General features: G+C 67.5%; 11 protein-coding genes. 8 read left to right on the forward strand and 3 right to left on the reverse strand.

What is annotated here, in order from left to right; translation table 11 throughout:
• Positions 1 to 47 precede the first annotated feature (47 nt).
• The 5 genes from MKK50_RS12150 to MKK50_RS12170 all read left to right on the forward strand — a co-directional run bounded on the left by MKK50_RS12150 (position 48) and on the right by MKK50_RS12170 (position 8627).
• The gene (locus tag MKK50_RS12150; RefSeq protein ID WP_499022539.1) at positions 48 to 752 is read left to right on the forward strand and encodes an HWE histidine kinase domain-containing protein; all 705 of its coding nucleotides are present in this window, start codon (positions 48 to 50) and stop codon (positions 750 to 752) included.
• 211 nt (positions 753 to 963) lie between these two features.
• Complete coding sequence (locus tag MKK50_RS12155) at positions 964 to 2949, forward strand: autotransporter assembly complex protein TamA (protein ID WP_499022540.1); 1986 nt, start codon at positions 964 to 966, stop codon at positions 2947 to 2949.
• Positions 2950 to 7341, forward strand: a complete 4392-nt coding sequence (locus tag MKK50_RS12160; RefSeq protein ID WP_499022542.1) for a translocation/assembly module TamB domain-containing protein — start codon at positions 2950 to 2952, stop codon at positions 7339 to 7341.
• Positions 7342 to 7905: 564 nt separating this feature from the next.
• Positions 7906 to 8166, forward strand: coding sequence for a hypothetical protein (locus MKK50_RS12165; RefSeq protein ID WP_499022544.1), 261 nt, complete (start codon positions 7906 to 7908; stop codon positions 8164 to 8166).
• Positions 8167 to 8375: 209 nt separating this feature from the next.
• Positions 8376 to 8627, forward strand: a complete 252-nt coding sequence (locus tag MKK50_RS12170; RefSeq protein ID WP_499022547.1) for a hypothetical protein — start codon at positions 8376 to 8378, stop codon at positions 8625 to 8627.
• A 102-nt stretch (positions 8628 to 8729) separates the two neighbouring features.
• On the opposite strand, the gene cynS is transcribed toward MKK50_RS12170, so the two are convergent.
• Positions 8730 to 9218, reverse strand: coding sequence for a cyanase (gene cynS / locus MKK50_RS12175; protein WP_499022548.1), 489 nt, complete (start codon positions 9216 to 9218; stop codon positions 8730 to 8732).
• 258 nt (positions 9219 to 9476) lie between these two features.
• Between cynS and MKK50_RS12180 the strand changes: the two genes are divergently transcribed.
• Complete coding sequence (locus MKK50_RS12180) at positions 9477 to 11342, forward strand: sigma-54 interaction domain-containing protein (RefSeq protein WP_499022550.1); 1866 nt, start codon at positions 9477 to 9479, stop codon at positions 11340 to 11342.
• A gap of 163 nt (positions 11343 to 11505) precedes the next feature.
• Positions 11506 to 13026 carry a carbohydrate porin gene (locus MKK50_RS12185; protein ID WP_499022552.1) on the forward strand — a complete coding sequence of 507 codons (1521 nt, stop codon included), beginning with the start codon at positions 11506 to 11508 and terminating at the stop codon, positions 13024 to 13026.
• Between the two features lie 24 nt (positions 13027 to 13050).
• Here the strand turns inward: MKK50_RS12185 and MKK50_RS12190 are convergent, their stop codons facing one another.
• Positions 13051 to 14109, reverse strand: coding sequence for a cytochrome-c peroxidase (locus tag MKK50_RS12190; RefSeq protein WP_499022554.1), 1059 nt, complete (start codon positions 14107 to 14109; stop codon positions 13051 to 13053).
• A 166-nt stretch (positions 14110 to 14275) separates the two neighbouring features.
• Positions 14276 to 14647 (reverse strand): cupredoxin domain-containing protein, encoded by a 372-nt coding sequence (locus tag MKK50_RS12195; RefSeq protein WP_253371779.1) that lies wholly within the window; start codon positions 14645 to 14647, stop codon positions 14276 to 14278.
• Positions 14648 to 14830: 183 nt separating this feature from the next.
• Between MKK50_RS12195 and MKK50_RS12200 the strand changes: the two genes are divergently transcribed.
• The gene (locus MKK50_RS12200; protein ID WP_499022558.1) at positions 14831 to 17683 is read left to right on the forward strand and encodes an EAL domain-containing protein; all 2853 of its coding nucleotides are present in this window, start codon (positions 14831 to 14833) and stop codon (positions 17681 to 17683) included.
• Positions 17684 to 17712: the final 29 nt, after the last annotated feature.

Raw genomic sequence — 17712 nt, forward strand, 5'->3', positions numbered from 1 at the left:
CGGCGACTGGCCGATTCATCCTACCAAAGTCAGCGAACGGCTAGGTCATGAACCAGGATCCGCGCGACGCACGCATCGAGGAGTTGGAGGCCGAGAATCGGCGCTTGCGCCGCTTCCTCGACGAGACGGGCTTACCTGCGGAACTACGTCACAAGGTGCGCAACACGCTGTCCATGCTGCGGGCGATCATCCGACGCTCCGCCGAGACGAGCGATTCCGTCGAGTCCTATGTCGCTCATCTCGACGGGCGGCTCGACGCGCTCGCCCGCGTACTCAATGCCCTGATGCGTAGCGTCCCCGAGGGGATCGGCCTGCATTCTCTCGTGGCGGATGAACTTCTTGTCCATCTCGCGCGCGAGGGGGAACAGGTGGCGATTTCCGGCCCGAGCCTCTTTCTGCGCCCCGGCGCGGCAGAGGTGCTGGCCATGGCCATCCACGAACTCGCCGTGAACGCCGTCGAGCACGGCGCCCTGACGGTGCCGCAGGGATGCATCCACGTCACCTGGACACTGTCGCAGCCGGTAGAGCCGGCTGGCTCCCGCCCGCAATTGACCTTCGTCTGGGAAGAAAGCGGTCTCGCCGACCTCAAGCCAGCGCCGTCGCACTGCGGCTTCGGCACGGAAGTGCTCAAACGCAGCCTCCGCTACGAGTTGAAGGCGGAGACGACCCTCGCCTTCGAACCGCAGGGTCTGCGCTGTACGATCAGCCTGCCGCTGCCGGCTCAGATCACGGTCATCGGAGACGAAGCGTAGGGCCGCGTCCCCGAACGCGCCGCGTGTCACGGCGGCCAGCCCCGAACTGCGGCGCATCGGGTACACCCGGCCGTTGTCCGCTCACCATTTCTCGATCGCGCACTGTGCCAAGCGGGGCCGGGGTAGCCGCGCATGGGATCGACGGGTACTTAATACCTGGATGCTTTCCTGGAGGCATCGCCCGTCACGAGCAGCGGACCCCACCCAGCGAATGCATGTCCGGATGAACTGCCTGCTGCGTTCGCCGGTCTTTGGTGGCGTTCTTCTGAGTGTCGCGGCTTTGGTCCTGCTGCCGCAGCCGGCCGCAGCCTTCGACCTGTTCGGCTTGTTCGGCTCGGACGAGGAGCCGCCGGCGCCGAGCGCGACGGCACTGCCTTACAGCCTTCGGATCACCGGCACGGACGACTCGGACATTCTCCGAGCCCTGCAAGACACCTCGACGCTCCACCGCCTGCGCCAGGAGGCACCGCCGGACGGGGAGGGGCTGGTGCGGCGCGCCGAGGCCGACCTACGCCGCCTGACCGATGTGTTGTCCGGTTACGGCTATTATCAGGGCACCGTCTCGATCCGGATCGACGGCATCCCGGTGGGCGGCGAGGCATCTTTGTCCGCCGCCGCCCGTGCCGCGGAGGCGTCCCGCGCACGGGCGCTGGTTCCGGTCAAGATCGCGGTCGATCTCGGTCCCGCCTACACCTTGCGCACCGTGCGCGCCCTCGACCCCCGCGGCCGTCCGTTCTCGGACGAGGTGCTGCCGGAGCGCTTCACCCGCACCGGCGACGATGTTCCGGCCCGCTCGGCGACCGTGCTCGCCCGCGAGGCGAAGATCGTCGATCGCTTCCGCGCCCTGGGCCACCCCTTCGCCAAGGCCGTGACGCGCGATCCCGTCGTTGACGACGCGGCCCACGTCATGGACGTGACCTTCACCATCGATCCCGGGCCGATGGCTGGGCTTGGCGAAGTGTCGGTCAAGGCGACCGACGGGATCGATCCGGCGGTGATCCGCTCGTTCATCTATTCCGAGCCCGGCGATCCCTACTCGCCGAAGGCGGTCTCCGACATCCGTCGCTCGGTCGCCCGCATCGAGGGCCTCGGCGCGGTCCGCGTACGCGAGGGCGAAAGCCTCGATGCGCAGGGCAACCTGCCGATCTTCGTCGAGGTGAGCGAGCGCGAACGCAACCTCATCGGCGTCTCGGCGCGCTACTCCACGGTCGATGGGCCGGGCGTGCGCGCCTACTATGCCAACCGCAACCTCTGGGGCGGCGGCGAGACGCTGCGGCTCGACGCCGACATCTATTATCTCGGACTCGGCTTCGATCCGTTCGCAACCCAGCGCAAGCTTGCCGGCATCGACACGACCGGCCTCGGCGGGCGCCTCTCGGCCACCTTCGTGAAGCCGGCACTCGGCGGCACCCGCAACGATCTGCTGGCGAACCTCTTCGTTACCCGCGAAGTGCAGCAGAGCTACTTCGTGGACGCCGCCGGGGCGTCGGTCGCGGTCCGCCACCGTTTCTCCGACACCTTCTCGGCCCAGATCGGCCTCGACGGGCAGGTCGGCCGATCGAAGGATGCCATCGGCACCGTCGATTACCGGCTGATCGGCGTGCCCCTCTCAGTCACCTACGACTCGACCGACAGTCTGCTCGACCCGACCGAGGGTTTCCGGGTGATCGCGTCGGCAGCGCCCTATCCCGGCTTCCTCGGCTCGGATCCGGGCATCTTCGTCGCGAAGGCGCAGGGCTCGACCTACTACGCGCTCGACGACGAGCGGAAATATGTGCTCGCCGGCCGCGTCGGCTTCGGCTCGGTCTCGGGCGCCCGGCTCGATGAGATCCCCGACAATTTCCGCTTCTTCGCAGGCGGCGGCGGCTCGGTGCGTGGCTTCGCCTTCCGCACGCTGGGGCCCCGCGGCCCGTTCAACCTGCCGATCGGCGGGCGCAGCCTGCTGGAGGCCTCGATCGAGGCCCGGATCAAGGTCACCGACACGATCGGCGTCGTGCCGTTCTTCGATGCGGGCACCGCCTTCGCCTCGACACTGCCGGATTTCGATGAGCGTATCCGCAAGGCGGCGGGCATCGGTGTCCGCTACTACACCGGCATCGGTCCGATCCGCGCCGACCTCGCCTTCCCACTCGACCGGATCAAGGGAAATCGCGAGCTGCCGGTAGCCCTGTACATCAGCCTCGGACAGGCGTTCTGAATGGCGTTTTCTGCTCGCGGACGACACCGTCGCAGCCCGGCCGCCACGGCGGGCGAGGGGAGGGGCCGAGCCCGCAGCAGAGCTTTGTTCGCGGCCGCGTTCCTGTCGATCGCCCTGCTCTTTGCCGCCTTCATCACCACCGACGACACCCGCGCCGCCGATGGCGAGAAAACAGTGCTCGGCGGCCTCCTGTCGAAGGCACTCTCGACGCCCTCGTCGCAGGTCACGATTGGCGCCGTCGATGGCGCCCTGTCCTCGGACGCGACGATCCGCGACGTGGTCATCAGCGATTCCGACGGTCCGTGGCTGAAGCTCGACCGCGCTCGCTTGGTCTGGCGGCGCCTTGCCCTGCTGTCCGGACGGCTCGAAGTCGACACTCTGGAGATTGGCCGCCTCGAAGTCCTGCGCAAGCCGGTACCCGGCCCGACGCCGGTCGAGGCCGAGCCCGATGGCAGCCTGCTGCCGGACCTGCCGGTGAAAGTCGAGATCAAGAGCTTCGCGCTGGCCGAACTGGTGCTGGGCGAGAGCGTCGCGGGCCAGCCGGCGCGGCTCGCGGGGGATGGCAAGGCCAAGCTCGGAAACCCCTCCGAGGGGCTCGATGTCAGCGCCGATTTCCGCCGCCTCGACGCGGCCGGTCGCTTCATCGCACGGCTCCTGTTCGTGCCCAAGGGCGAGCGCCTGGAACTGAAGGCGAGCCTCGTCGAGCCACAGGGCGGGCTCCTCTCAAAGGCCGCGAACCTCCCCGGCACGCCGCCGATCAACTTCGACCTCGACGGTCGCGGCACCCTCGATTCCTTCAATGCGAAGCTCGATTTCGACGCCGGCCCGGACATCGGTGCCAAAGGCGGCGCGCGCCTCTCACGCATCGGCACGGACCGTCGCCTGAGCCTCGACCTGACCTCGCGCATCGAGGGCCTTGTGCCGGGCCCGGCCGCGGCGATCTTCTCCGGTGAGACCAAGCTCGACGGCGGCATGGCCTTCTCCGATACGGGGTCGTTCCGCATCGACCGGCTCGACCTCGCCTCGCGCACCGCGCGGCTCGCGGTCGGCGGAACCCTCAGCGTTGACCGGATCGCGGATTTCACGATCTCGGCGCGGGCGGTCCCGACCGAGGGCGGCGTCACCAAGGCGGCGGATGCCGAGTTGGACACCCTCGTCTTCGACGGCAGCCTGAAGGGGCCGCTCTCGGCGCCGCGGGTGAAGGGTAACCTCAAGGCCGCCGGTCTGCGCACCAGCGAATCGAGCCTGGAGCGCATCGATGCCGTCCTGAACGTCGAGCCGACGGGCACCGAAAAGGCGCAACGATTCGCCATCACCGCCGATGCGGCGATGGACGGCCTGCGTCTCGCCGATCCCGCGCTGCGCCGTGCCGTCGGCAGCCGCGCCAAGCTCACCTTACGCGCCGCCGCCGGCTCGGACGGCGTATTGGATGTCACCACCCTGACCGCCGAGTCGGAGACGGCCCGCGCCGCCTATGCCGGACGGATCGGGCAGAACACGCTGGCCGGCACGCTCGATGCGGCGTTGTCCGATGTCGGCGCTTTCTCGGGCATCGCGGGGCGGACCCTCGCCGGCCGCCTCGATGCCAAGGCGGTCTTGAGCGGTGATCCCGCCCGCAAGGCTCTTTCCGCCGACCTCGACCTGCGGGGCGGCGGTCTCGTGCTGGGCGAGGCGATCGCCGACCGGCTCGTCGGCCGCACTCCGGCACTGACGGGACGCGTCTCGCAGACCTATGACGGCTACGGTTTCGAGCGCCTGCGCTTCGAGGGCGCGGGGCTCGTCGCCACCCTCCAGGGGCAGGCGAACGCCAAGACCGCCGATGTCGCCGCCCGCGTCGATCTCAAGAACCTCTCCACCTTCGACGAGCGCCTGTCCGGGCCGGCGAGCGCCGATGCACGGCTGACGGGCTCCCTGCTCAAGCCGGCCGTCACCGCCGCGCTCCGCGCACCGGAAGTGAGCGCCAACGGGCGGCCGATTCGGGATCTGCGCCTCGACGCGGCGCTGAACGACCTGCGGGATGCCCTGGACGGCACTCTTCGCATGACCGGCGATATCGCCGGCAAGCCGTTGCGGGCCGAGGCCCATATCGCCCGGCCGAGCCGGAGCGACTACGCCCTCGACCGGCTCGCCTTCGCTCTCGGCTCCGTCGCCGCGGACGGACAAGCGGTCCTCAATGCCGACAGCCTCCTCGCCGAAGGCGCTCTGACGGTCCGTGCCGGGGATCTCGCCGACCTGTCACCGCTCGCGCTTGCACCCATGGGCGGCAGCCTCGATGCGGCGGTGACCCTCTCCCGCGCGGGTGGGCGCCAGGACGCGACCATCCGCGCCACAGGTTCCAGCCTGCGCTACGACACGTTCGGCCTCGCCAAGCTCGATGCGGATCTCACCGGCCGCGATCTTCGAGCGCATCCGGTCATCGACGGCCATGCTGATATCGGGCGGCTCGTGGCGGCGGGCCAAAGCATCGATACGGTGCGGCTCACCGCCAACGGCACGGCGGCGGCGAGCGACATCACCCTCACCGCCCAGGCCCGCGGCTTTGCCCTCGACGGCGCCGCGCGGCTGATCCCGGCCGAGCGCACGCGGATCGAGATTGCCCGGTTCTCGGCACAGCGCGGTGGCGATCGTCTGGCGCTAGCTGGCCCCGCCGCGATCACGCTGGACGGTGGCTCCGCGCTGATCGAGAATCTGGTGGTGGCCGCCGGGTCCGGCCGGATCAGCGTTCAGGGGCGGGCGGGGTCCGATCTCGACCTCAAGCTCGGCATCCGTGCCCTGCCGCTATCGCTCGCGCGGATTGCGAGCCCGAGCCTCGCGCTCTCCGGCACGCTGGAGGGCGAGGCGGACTTGCGCGGGACCGCCGCGCGGCCGGAAGGGCGCTATGCCCTCACCGTCGCCGGCCTTGTGACGCCCGAAACCCGCAAGGCCGGCCTGCCGCCGATCACCGCGCGGGCGAACGGTCGGCTCAGTGACGGCGAGGCCAGCATCGACGGGCGGGTCTCGGCCGGGCGCGGCGCCGACGTGACCGTGACGGGCACAATACCGGTCGAAGCCGGCGGCGGGCTGAATTTACGCGCCCGCGGCAACCTCGACGTTGCGCTCGCCAACTCGATGCTGAGCGGGAGTGGGCAGCGGGTCGCCGGCCGTATCGTGCTCGATGCGGGCGTGACCGGCACGGTCGCGGCGCCGAAGGTGGAAGGTTCGGCGACGCTTTCGGGGGGCAGCCTCACCGATCCGATCAACGGCATCCGCATCACCGACATCCAGGGCCGGGTGACGGGCCGGGGCGACACGATCGTCATCGAGCGGCTGACCGCGGCGACCCGCAATGGCGGACGCCTCTCCGTGGATGGGCGCGTCGCCGTCGAACCGGCCTCCGGCTTTCCCGGCACGCTTCGCATCACCGCCGACCGGGCCGAACTGGTATCGAGCCCGCTGATGACGGCCGTCTCAAGCCTCAACCTCGCCCTCTCAGGCCCGCTCGCCCGCAAGCCGGTCATCAAGGGCCGGGTCGATGTCGTGTCCATCGATGTCTCGGTGCCCGACCGCCTGCCCGCCACGGTGCAGCCGCTTCCGGGCATCCGACGGGTGAACGTGACGCCGGAGGTGCGCGAGCGCCTCGCCAAGCGGGCCGAGCGCAAGGCGCAGATCGAGGCGGCCGGCCGCCGGAAGAAGGCGACCCCGCCCTTCGATGCCGGTCTGGACGTGATCGTGAGTGCGCCGAGCCGCATCTTCGTGCGCGGACGCGGCATCGACGCGGAGCTCGGCGGCGAACTGCACGTCACCGGCTCCTCGCGCGACCCGCAGGCCAACGGCGACTTCTCGCTGCGCCGCGGCGTGTTCAGCCTCGGCGGACAGCGCCTCGATTTCACCCGGGGCCGGGTGTTCTTTGCCGGCGACATCGCCCAGCCCGACCTCGACTTCGCTGCCGAGACCAAGGCCGCCGACGTCACCGCCCGCGTCGCGGTCACCGGCCCCGCCGCGCAGCCCGTCTTCGCGCTTTCCTCAGATCCGAGCCTGCCACAGGACGAGATCCTCTCGCGCATCCTCTTCAAGAAGGCGGCGGCCGGGCTCTCGGCGTTCCAGGCGCTGCAATTGGCTCAAGCTGTGGCGCAGCTTTCCGGCGGGGCAGGGGGCCCCGACGTGTTCGAGGCGGCCCGCAAGGGGCTCGGCCTCGACAGCCTCGATGTCTCGACGGGCGCGAGCGGCGGCCCGGCGGTCGGCGCCTCGCGCTACATCAACGATCGCATCAGCGTCGGCGTGAAGGCCGGCGCCAAGCCCGCCGACACCGCCGCGACGATCAACTACGACGTGACGCGGCGGATCAAGCTGAACGGCGAGGCCGGCAGTGATGGCCGCACCTCGGTCGGCGTCGGCGCGGAGTGGGAGTGGTGACGCGCTAGAGCATCGTCCTAGATATCGGATCCAGGACGATGCTCTAGCCTTTTGTTTTTGCATCATCTTTTCCGAAAGCCGGAAGCCACCTTTCGGGACGATGCTCTAACAATCACCGAGCCCGTCGCCGCCCTCGCGCCCGGCGCGGTCATAGTGCAGCAGGATGACCTGTCCGAAGAAGACGGCCGCTGGCCTTGCCATCCGTTTCGCCAGGCGATGACCCGCTTGGATCGACGCAGGATCCGCTCGACCCCGTGAGCAGCGGTGCACAGCCGTTCGCGGCCGAACGTAAATCGCCGGAGGTGATCCGAAGCGTTTTCTCGGAGCGGGTCAGAGACCAAGCCATATCGGGATGCTTGCGAGCGTATTGCCCCGTAAATTTCGGGCTGCTACTAGCCCGACACGTTTAAACAATGGATTTATTCCTGATTATAATTTCGACTTTGTGCAAAATTGTTGCAGTATCTCGGATGTGTTCTTACGCACTTGGCTTCCATTATGAGATTTATATTTAATCAATGTGCCTCTTGTTTGGGCCGCGCTCTGCAAGATCGGAGAAATTTGTTGTCTCGTGGATTAAGCCGCGCACTGGTTCTGCTTGCTGCCGTCGCGCCTATCCTGCTGCCGACGTTGGCGCTGGCTCGGCGCACGATGGACCTTCAAGGCCCCGGCGATCCCAATCGGATGTACTGCGACATCGTCGTGAAACGTCCCGGCGGAAACCCGACGCAGGACATGACCGGCTCGATCGGTCACGCAAAGAGCTATCAAAGCGGCGGCCGTCGAGCGAACCCGCTGATCTGTCATCTCCCCGGAACACGCTGAACGCATCGCGATGCGCCGTGGAGGGAGGGATCGCGACAGTTCGCTGAGAATAGACCCGATCGTGACGGATCGATTACAGTCAAAGACCGGTCAGATTCGGCGTAAGGCGGCGTACATTCGTAATAGACGTCCCTATATGAGAAGGATCCACAAGGTACGAGAAGGATCCGCAATCGAACAGGAGACGAAACGTGAATGGAACGACATCTTTGAGCATCGCGGTCGTCGGCGTGATCTGCCTGCTCGCGCCCACGGTCGCAAACGCGATGAATCATCCGGCGCAGACCGGTACGGGCGGTGGCCCGGAGACGACGATCACGGCCCCGCATGTCGCGCCGACAGGAAGAGTCATCCCTCGCCCGCAGGTCTTGGGCGCGCCGACAAGCGGCGAGGCCGCGCAGAAGCCTGAACCTCAGTTCAAGGACAGTTTCCTCATGAAGGACATCTGTGTCGGTTGCTGAACCGGATCAGGCGAGGCCGGTATCGATCCGGACGAAAACCCTTTGACACGAAGAGAAGCCCGGCGCCGTCATGGCACCGGGCTTCTCTCAACCGGCGGGCTCCTACGGCTCCTTGAAGCCGTATTCCGGCACGCCTTCGTCGTTGCCGTAGTATTTGTAGGGCAGGAACTTGCCGGAAAGATTCATCTTCACCCGGTCGCCCTTGTTGTTGGGCTCGCGCTCCATCGTCATGTTGAAGTCGATCGCCGACATGATGCCGTCGCCGAACTCCTCCTGGATCAGTTCCTTCCAGGTCGTGCCATAGACCATCACCAACTCGTAGAAGCGGTAGACCAGCGGGTCGGTCGGCGGCATCTGCGGGATTGAGCCGCGATAGGGGGCCTCGTTCAGCATCCGCTCCTCGGCCTGGCTCAGCCCAAACAGCTCGGCGGCCTTGGCGGCCTGCGCCTTGGGCAGCTTCATCTGACCCATGCAGGCGGCGGTGATGAGGATCGGTGAGATGCCGCCGATCTCCTCCTGAATGTACTTCCAGGTCCAGCCCTTCTCGCGCTTGATGTCGAGAAGCTTCTCGGTGAGGTCTTCGCGCTTCATGCTTGTCTCCCTGCGGGCGGACCGTTCCGGCCTGTCCCGAGGTGCCGGAACGAGGCTCGGACGACGCACCGACGTGTTCGCTGCGTCTTCACCCAATCGTTTGGCAAGCGACGTGCCATATCGGCAACGCGGCGCAACTCTTGTATCTACAGAGACTTAGCACCTCGTGTCTCGGCTACGACATTTCGCATATGGCGAAATCCCGTAGTGATGATGCGAGATTTCGCAGTGATGACAGCGACGTCGAGGCAGGCAGCCATGTCGGATTACGGCCGCGCCTTCGATGAGAATGGCGAAGCGATGATGGTCTTTGAACCGCTGGCCGACCGCATCGCCGACGCGAATCCGGCCGCGATCCGCCTCCTCGGCCATTCGCGTGCAGCGCTGCGCGCCATGCCGGTGAGCGTCCTCCACCCCGATCAACGGTCCGCGCTCGTGGTATTCACCCAAGCTGTCCTCGCAGAGGGGCGATGGTGCACGCACACCCTCACGCCGCGCCACGGCGGCGGAAAGCCGTTGCAGCTCGAATATGCCGGCTGCGTCCTCTCGGGCGAGCCGACACGGCTGCTCGTCACCCTCTTTGATCTCGATGAGCGCGAGCGCCGCCGCATCGACCGGGAGGCCGAGGCGCATATGCGTGCCGGCCTGCCGGAATGGCAGCGCATGGAGCGCATCTTTCGCGACATCGAGCGCGGCAACCGGCTGATCCTGGGCGCGGCGGGGGAGGGGATCTACGGCGTCAACGCGGAGGGGATCACCACCTTCGTCAACCCGGCCGCGGAGCGGATGCTGGGATGGGCCTCGGCCGACCTCGTCGGCAAGGACATGCACGCCAGCGTCCACCACACCCATCCGGGCGGCGCGCATTACCCGCATCGCGACTGCCCGATCTACGCGGCCTTCCGCGATGGGGCGGTGCATCAGGTCGATGGCGAGGTGTTCTGGCGCAAGGACGGCACCTGTTTTCCCGTCGAGTACACCTCGACGCCGATCCGCGAGAGCGGGCAATTGCTCGGCGCGGTAATCGTGTTTCGCGACGTCAGCCAGCGCCGGGAGGACGAGGACCGGCTGCGCGCGGCGCTCGCCGAGGTCGATTCCCTGCGCGAGCGCCTGGAGCAGGAGAACGCCTACCTGAAGGAGGAGATTCGCGCCGAGAGCCACCATCAGGGTATCATCGGGCGTAGCCCGGTCATGGAGGCGTTGCTGCGGCAGATCGACGTGGTCGCAGGCACCGATGCCACCGTCCTCGTCACCGGCGAATCCGGGACCGGGAAGGAACTGATCGCCCGGGCGATCCACGAGGCGAGCCGCCGCCGCGAGCGGCCGCTGATCCGCGTGAACTGCGCAGCGATCCCGCGCGACCTGTTCGAGAGCGAGTTCTTCGGCCACGCCAAGGGCGCCTTCACCGGAGCCCTGCGCGACCGGATCGGGCGGTTCGAACTCGCCGACGGTGGTACGCTGTTCCTCGACGAGGTCGGGGAAATCCCGCTCGATCTCCAGGGCAAGCTCCTGCGCGTCCTGCAAGAGCGCCAGTTCGAGCGGGTCGGCGAGGAACGCACCCGCGCGGTCGATATCCGGCTGATCGCCGCAACCAACCGCGACCTCAAGGAGGAGGTGCGCCGCGGTCGATTCCGCGAGGATCTCTACTTCCGCCTCAACGTCTTCCCCCTAACCTCCGCGCCCTTGCGGGAGCGCCGCGAGGACGTGCCGCTCATCGCGCAGCATGTCCTGAAGGCAGCCGCGCGGCGCCTCAACCGGACGGATCTGCGCCTGACCGAGGCCGACGCGCGGCGCCTGTCCCGTTACGACTGGCCGGGCAACGTGCGGGAATTGGAGAATGTGATCGAGCGCGCCGCGATTCTTGCCGAGCACGGGCGGCTGCGCTTCGATCTGCCGGAAGCCCGCAGCACCGGTCCCGTCCAACCCGCGCCGAAGCGCCCGGCGGATCTTGGCCGGCCGCTGTCCGAAGAGGAGCGCCGTGCCCGCGCGCGCAGCGAAATCGAGGCGGCGCTTCACCTCAGCGGCGGAAAGGTCTTCGGTGCAGGCGGCGCGGCCGAACTCCTTGGCCTCAAGCCGACGACGTTGCGCTCAAGGATGAAAGTGCTCGGGATCGAACCGCTTTGACGGGCGGTGATCCCCATCCAGAACCGTGCCCAGGGCCGGCGTTTCGCAGGGCTGTCATTTGCGCCTGCTTGGATATCATCCGATATGTCCCGGCCGGACCGCTCCCCTCGACGGAGGGGCGCCGACCGCGCAGACACCCCTGTGTGCCGAGCCGAGCGATGCCTTGAGAGCGGAAACGACACGCGGTCGCGCGGCCCGGACGCGCCGTCTCCTCGAGGGCGGCGCGTCGGTCCTCGCCCTGTCCGGTCTGCTCTGCGCCGCCTCCGTCCCGGCATGTGCCCAATCGCTGCCATCCCTGGCCCTACCGCTGGCCCTTCCGCTGACGGGTGCGGGCGGCGACCCGCAGACCGCGATCGCGCAATCGCGGACGTCGGATCAGGTGTCGGTGACGAACGAAGGCTCGATCCAGGATGCGCTCGGCCCCTACGGCGATCCGTTCGGCTTGCGCGCGGCGCTGGCCGAACGGGGCGTCACCTACGTCCTCACCTATATCGGCGAGGGGTTTTCCAGTGCCTCCGGCGGGCTACGGCGCGGGACGACCTTCGGCGGTCGCCTCGACACCTCGCTCGACATCGATCTCGACCGGCTCGCCGGCTGGAGCGGCGCCCGGTTTCATACCGATTTCTTCCAGATCCACGGGCACGGCCTGTCGCGGCGCTTCGTCAACAACCTGACGACGGTCAGCGGCATCGAGGCTTTGCCCTCGACCCGGCTGTTCGAGCTGTGGATCGAGCAGCGCTTCTTCGACGACCGGCTCTCGGTGAAGATCGGGCAGGTTTCGGCCGACACGGAGTTCGCCATCGCGCAGTCGGGGGTGGTGTTCATCAATGCCGGATTCGGCTGGCCGAATGTCGGCGCGGTCGTGATGCCGAGCGGCGGGCCGATCTATCCGCTGGCCACGCCGGCCATCCGCCTGAAATACGAGCCGACCGCCGAACTCTCGCTGCAGGGCGGCCTGTTCAACGGCGACCCGGCGGGCAGTCCGGCCGGCGAGGAGACCGATCCGGAGCGGCGCAACCGCACCGGCACGAGTTTCCGCGTCAACGACCCGGCACTGCTGATCGGCGAGGTGGCCTATGCCTATACCAGCCTGCCCGGTGCCGAGCGGCTGCCCGGCACCGCGACCCTGGGCGGCTGGTACCATTTCGGCCGATTCGACAGCCCCCGCCTCGACGAAGTCCGGGGGCGGCTTCTGGCCGATCCCGAGGCGAGCGGAATCGCTCGGCGCTTTCGCGGCAATGCGGGCCTCTACGCGATGCTCGATCAGACGATCTATCGCGAGCCCGGCACGGTGAACGAGGGTGCCTCGGCCTTCCTGCGGGTCTCCGCCGTGCCGGCTGACCGCAACCTGATCGATCTCTACGTCGATGCCGGTGTGGCCTATCGCGGCCTGTTCGAGGGCCGCCCCAACGATACGCTGGGCTTCGGGGTGATCCATTCCCGCATCAGCCCGGCTGCCCGCGCCTTCGACCGGGACGTCCGCGTCTTCGGGGCCGGATCGGGACCGCTGCGCAGCAGCGAGACCGTGTTCGAGGCGACCTATCAGGCGGAAATGGTGCCCGGCCTCACCCTTCAGCCGGATCTCCAATACGTCATGCGACCCGGCGGCGGTCTGGCCAATGAGCGCGGACGCCGACTGCGCAACGCCACGGTTCTGGGTCTGCGCGCGACGGTCAACTACTGACAAATGCGCCGGACTCGATGTCGATCACGGGCGCGGTGGCTCGGCTCCGATCGGCTGGTAGGCGGGCCCGTCGCTGCCGTCGTCGTTCAGGGATTCCATAAAGGCGATGAGGTCGGCCTTCTCCTGCGCCGTCAGATGGAGCGGACGGATGTCGCGGGACCGGCTCGGCCGGTCGATGCCGCCGCGGTCGTAGAGGTCGATCACCTGCGGCAACGTCGTCAGTGAGCCATCATGCATGTAGGGCGGGCGCCGGGCGACGTTGCGCAGGGTCGGCGTCTTGAAGGCGTGGCGCAGGGCCGTCGAGGTCGGGAAGAACCGCCCCCGGCCGATCGCACCGTCGGTGGTGACGCCGATGTCGTGGAACGAGCCGTCAGTGAAGTTCCAGCCCGAATGGCAGGCGGCGCAATTGGCCTTTTCGTTGAACAGATCGAAGCCGCGCTTGGCGGCTGGTTTCATTGCGCGCGCATCGCCCTCGACCCAGCGGTCGAAGGGTGCGCGGCCGGAGACGATCAGGCGCTGGAAGGTGGCGAGTGCCTGTTCGATCCGCTCCTGTGTGACCGGTCCGCCCTCCGGAACGGGTCCAGGGAAAGCCTTTGCGAAAGCCGTGACATATTTCGGATCGGCCGAGAGGCGCCGGACCATCTCTTCGGGCGGCATGTTCATGTTGCCGGGCGCAGTCAGCGGCGTGCGGGCCACCGTCTCGAGGCCGCGGAACTTGCCGTCCCAGCCATAGATCGTGTCGGTCCAGGCGACGTTGAGCAGCGTCGGCGTGCGGAAATCCATGAAGCCGCCGTCGCTGCGCGGAGCGCGCGGATTCGAGTCGGTCCAGTCCTGCCCCGGTATGTGACAGGTGGCGCAGGTGCGATCGCCGTCACGCGAGAGGACGGGCTCGAAGAACAGCGCGCGGCCGAGTTCGGCCTTGGCCGCCCCATAGGGGTTGTCGTCGGGGAAGGGGATGGTGGCCGGGCGGCGGTATTCGGCGAACATGGCCGAGCGGTCGGGCTCGCCGTTCGTCGCGATCGCCAAACCTCCCAATAAAATCGTCAGGAGGGCCGCCACACCCCCCACGAATTTCCAAGCCATTCGAACCTCGATCGATTCGATCTTTGAGGCTCTAGCTTTAATTTCGGTTAAGCCTCGCATGACGTCGGCGTGAAACGCGCGCGCAGGCCTGGTTTCCGAGATGCCGACGGACCGATAGCCCCAGAAGCATCTCGAAATTTTCTAACAAAAAATATCGCACGCTTCATCACTTCACTGAGACGGCGAGCTTCATTTTCGGATGAATGCCGCACAGGATCGTGAACTGCCCTGGCTTCGGGAAAAAGACGACCGTTTTACTGCCCGGACTCTGCTCACCGGTGTCGAAGCTGAAGTCCGGATTTTCCAGATAGGCGTGATGGACGAGTTCTCCGTCGTCGTTGACGATGGCGATGGCTTCGCCGGCCCGCAGGGAGATTGCGCCCGGCGCGAAGGATCGACCCTTCTGCGTGACGCGGTGGGACGCCGTATCACCCGCCAGCGCAAGCGCCGTTCCGGATGCGATGAGGGATGTGAGCAACAGGACTGAACCCGTGCGCCGCGGTGCGGGCGCAATCCTCATCCGGCATGCATCCGTCATGCCCGTCTCCTCTATTTCGAGGACGCCCCCGCGCACTCGTTCGTCTCAGATGAACATCCATGAAGTTGCGTTCGCCTTAACGTCATCGCCGAATCGGAGGGATACGCTACCGACATCGCTGACGCCGTAGATTACCTTAACGATTATCGGACATGCTTGCCGCCAGAAGCGAGCGTTTGCCCGATGAGTCTTACACGCCAACCAATTGGCTTTTCGCGGGGGCGCACGGCCGTCGAGGCCGTGCTGCGCGGTGGTCGCACGATTCGCGGCCGCATCTTCCTCGCCTTCCTGATGCTGAGCGCGATCACGGCATCGCTCGGCGGTTACGCCGCCTTCGGCATCATGACCACCGGTGCGCTGGTCGACAAAACCTACGACCGCTCTCTGATGGCGATCAATTACGCCCGGGCTGCCGCGACCGACCTCGCGATGCTCCAGGCTGCGGTGGCCCGAGCCCGCCTCGCGGGCGATAGCTCCGAGCGGCGCACGCTGGAGGCGCGGATCGAGGCGCTGACGCAATCGTTCGAGGAAGACCTGGAGATCGCGGCGGACCGAGCCCAATCAGAGCGCGCGACGCGGGAAGCCGCCGCCGCCAAGGATGCCGTAACGCATTGGCTCGCCGCCCGAAGGGAGTTCGGCCCCGATCAACAGACGGTGGATGTGTGGCAGGCGCTCGACGCCCACGCGGCGGTGGCCGAGCAGCATATCGACCTCCTGATCAATTTCACCGCCGGCGATGGCTTCTCCTATCGGCAGACGGCCCGCGCGGACGTGGCCCGCGACGTGGGGTTCAGCATCTTCGCGACCTCTCTGGCAATCGTTCTCTCGGGCATCGTCGCCTTGCTCCTGCTACGGCAGATCGTACGGCCGGTGGCCGACGCCTCGACGGTCGCGAGCCGCATCGCGGCCGGCGAGTTGACCGTGCGCGTGCCCGAGGGCGGCGACGACGAGTTCGGCGCCTTGCTGCGCGCCATGGCGGTCATGCGCGACAACATCGCGGCGATGATGCAGGAGGAGGTCGCTCAGCGCCACTCCGCCCAAAGCCTGCTGGCCGACGCGGTGCAGGGTTCGATCGAAGGCATCGTCGTCGTCGATGCCGGGGGCCGCATCGTGCTCGCGAACGCGCGGGCGGCAGCTTTGCTCGGGATCGATCAGGCCGAGCCCGGACATCGCCCTCTCTCGGAGGCCAGGGGTTCGGCCGTCGCCGATGCCCTGCTCGCCATGCCCGGCAATGCCACCCTGACCGCAGAGACGCATGCCGCCGACGGGCGCTGGCTGCGCATCAGCCGCAGTCCGACACGAGAGGGCGGCTTCGTCGCCGTCTGCAGCGACGTGTCCCTGCTGAAAGAACAGGAAGACCAACTCAAGCGCAGCAACGCGCAGCTCGACGCGGCTCTCAGCAACATGCTCCAAGGGCTCTGCCTCTACGACTCGGAGGGTGGCCTGCTCGTCTACAATCGCCGCTTCTGCGACATGTTCGGCGTCGATGCCGGCGCGCTGCGGCCGGGCATGACCATCCGAGACGTAGCCCGTCTCGTCGAAGCGTCGTCCGATAACAGCCGCGCGATCGATCTCCTCATCGAGCAGGAGGCCCTGCTCCAACGCGGGTCGAGCGCGTCACTCTGTTGCCCGATCCGGACGGATTGCATCGTCGCGCTCAAGCAGCAGCCGACCGCGGAGGGCGGTTGGATCGCCACCTACGAGGATGTCACCCAGCGCTACGAGGCGGAAGCGCGGATCATCACCATGGCGCGCAAGGACGCGCTGACGGGGCTCGCCAACCGCATGGTGTTCGGCGAACGCCTGGAGGAGGCCGCCGCGCGTCTTGCCGAAGGGGACGGTGCCGGGTTTGCCACGCTCTGCCTCGATCTCGACCGGTTCAAGGAAGTCAACGACACGCTCGGCCATCCCATCGGTGACGGCCTGCTGCGCAGCGTTGCGGAACGGCTGCAAGGCTGCCTGCGCGAGACCGACCTCGTGGCGCGGCTGGGGGGCGACGAGTTCGCCATCGTCCAGGCCGGCACGCATGCGCGGCGGGATGCGAGCGCCCTCGCCAAGCGCCTGATCGCGGCCTTCCAGCAGCCCTTCCTCCTTGATGGGCACACTGTGACGGTGGGGCTCAGCATCGGAATCTCGCTCGCCCCCGAACACGGAACGAGCCCGGAGAAGCTGCTCAAGAGTGCCGATCTCGCGCTCTACCGCGCCAAGGCGACCGGACGGGGCTGCTGGTCGTTCTTCGATGAGGGAATGGACGTCGAGCTGCGCAAGCGCCGGGCCCTGGAAAGCGATCTCAAGAAGGCCGTCGGCAACGGCGAGTTCGAACTCGTGTTCCAGCCGATCGTCAAGCTCGACCGGGAGCGGATCGCCAGTTGCGAGGCGCTGCTGCGGTGGAGGCATCCCGAGCGCGGCTATGTCTCTCCCGCGGATTTCATTCCCCTGGCGGAGGAAACGGGCACCATCGGCGAAATTGGCGAATGGGTGCTGCACAAGGCTTGCAGTGAGGCCGCGACCTGGCCCGCCGGCATCGGCGTGGCCGTCAACGTCTCCGCCGCGCAGTTCAGGAATGCCGCGGTCGTCCGGGCAGTGATGGATGCGCTCGCCGCGAGTGGATTGCCGGCGCACCGGCTGGAGCTAGAAATCACCGAATCGGTGCTGCTCAACGACAGCGTGACGACACTGGCGACGCTCCACACCCTGAAGCGCCTCGGCGTGCGGGTGGCGATGGACGATTTCGGCACCGGCTTCTCGTCGTTGAGCTACCTGCAGAGCTTCCCCTTCGACAAGATCAAGATCGATCAGTCCTTCGTGCGCAACCTCGCCGCGACCGGCAATGCGCGGCTGATCGTGCGTTCCGTAGTCGGCCTTGGCCGCAGCCTCGGCATGACGACCACGGCCGAAGGCATCGAGACGGAGGCCCAACTCGACCAGCTGCGCCTCGAAGGATGCGACGAGGGTCAAGGCTATCTGTTCAGCCGCCCCGTCCCCTCGGCCGCGATCCGCGAATTGGTCACGGCACTCGGTCGGAAGGCCGCTTGAACCGCGCCGCGATCGTGGCGTGGAGCCCG

Origin of the sequence: Methylobacterium sp. J-043 (assembly GCF_022829505.1) — a bacterium.
Classification (GTDB): Bacteria; Pseudomonadota; Alphaproteobacteria; order Rhizobiales; family Beijerinckiaceae; genus Methylobacterium; species Methylobacterium extorquens_A.

Excerpts from the sequence above, each read along its gene's own strand:
- MKK50_RS12150 (WP_499022539.1), top strand. The coding sequence starts at position 48 with ATGAACCAGGATCCGCGCGACGCACGCATCGAGGAGTTGGAGGCCGAG.
- MKK50_RS12155 (WP_499022540.1), top strand. The coding sequence starts at position 964 with ATGCATGTCCGGATGAACTGCCTGCTGCGTTCGCCGGTCTTTGGTGGC.
- MKK50_RS12160 (WP_499022542.1), top strand. The coding sequence starts at position 2,950 with ATGGCGTTTTCTGCTCGCGGACGACACCGTCGCAGCCCGGCCGCCACG.
- cynS (WP_499022548.1), bottom strand. The coding sequence starts at position 9,218 with ATGAAGCGCGAAGACCTCACCGAGAAGCTTCTCGACATCAAGCGCGAG.
- MKK50_RS12180 (WP_499022550.1), top strand. The coding sequence starts at position 9,477 with ATGTCGGATTACGGCCGCGCCTTCGATGAGAATGGCGAAGCGATGATG.
- MKK50_RS12190 (WP_499022554.1), bottom strand. The coding sequence starts at position 14,109 with ATGGCTTGGAAATTCGTGGGGGGTGTGGCGGCCCTCCTGACGATTTTA.
- MKK50_RS12195 (WP_253371779.1), bottom strand. The coding sequence starts at position 14,647 with ATGACGGATGCATGCCGGATGAGGATTGCGCCCGCACCGCGGCGCACG.
- MKK50_RS12200 (WP_499022558.1), top strand. The coding sequence starts at position 14,831 with ATGAGTCTTACACGCCAACCAATTGGCTTTTCGCGGGGGCGCACGGCC.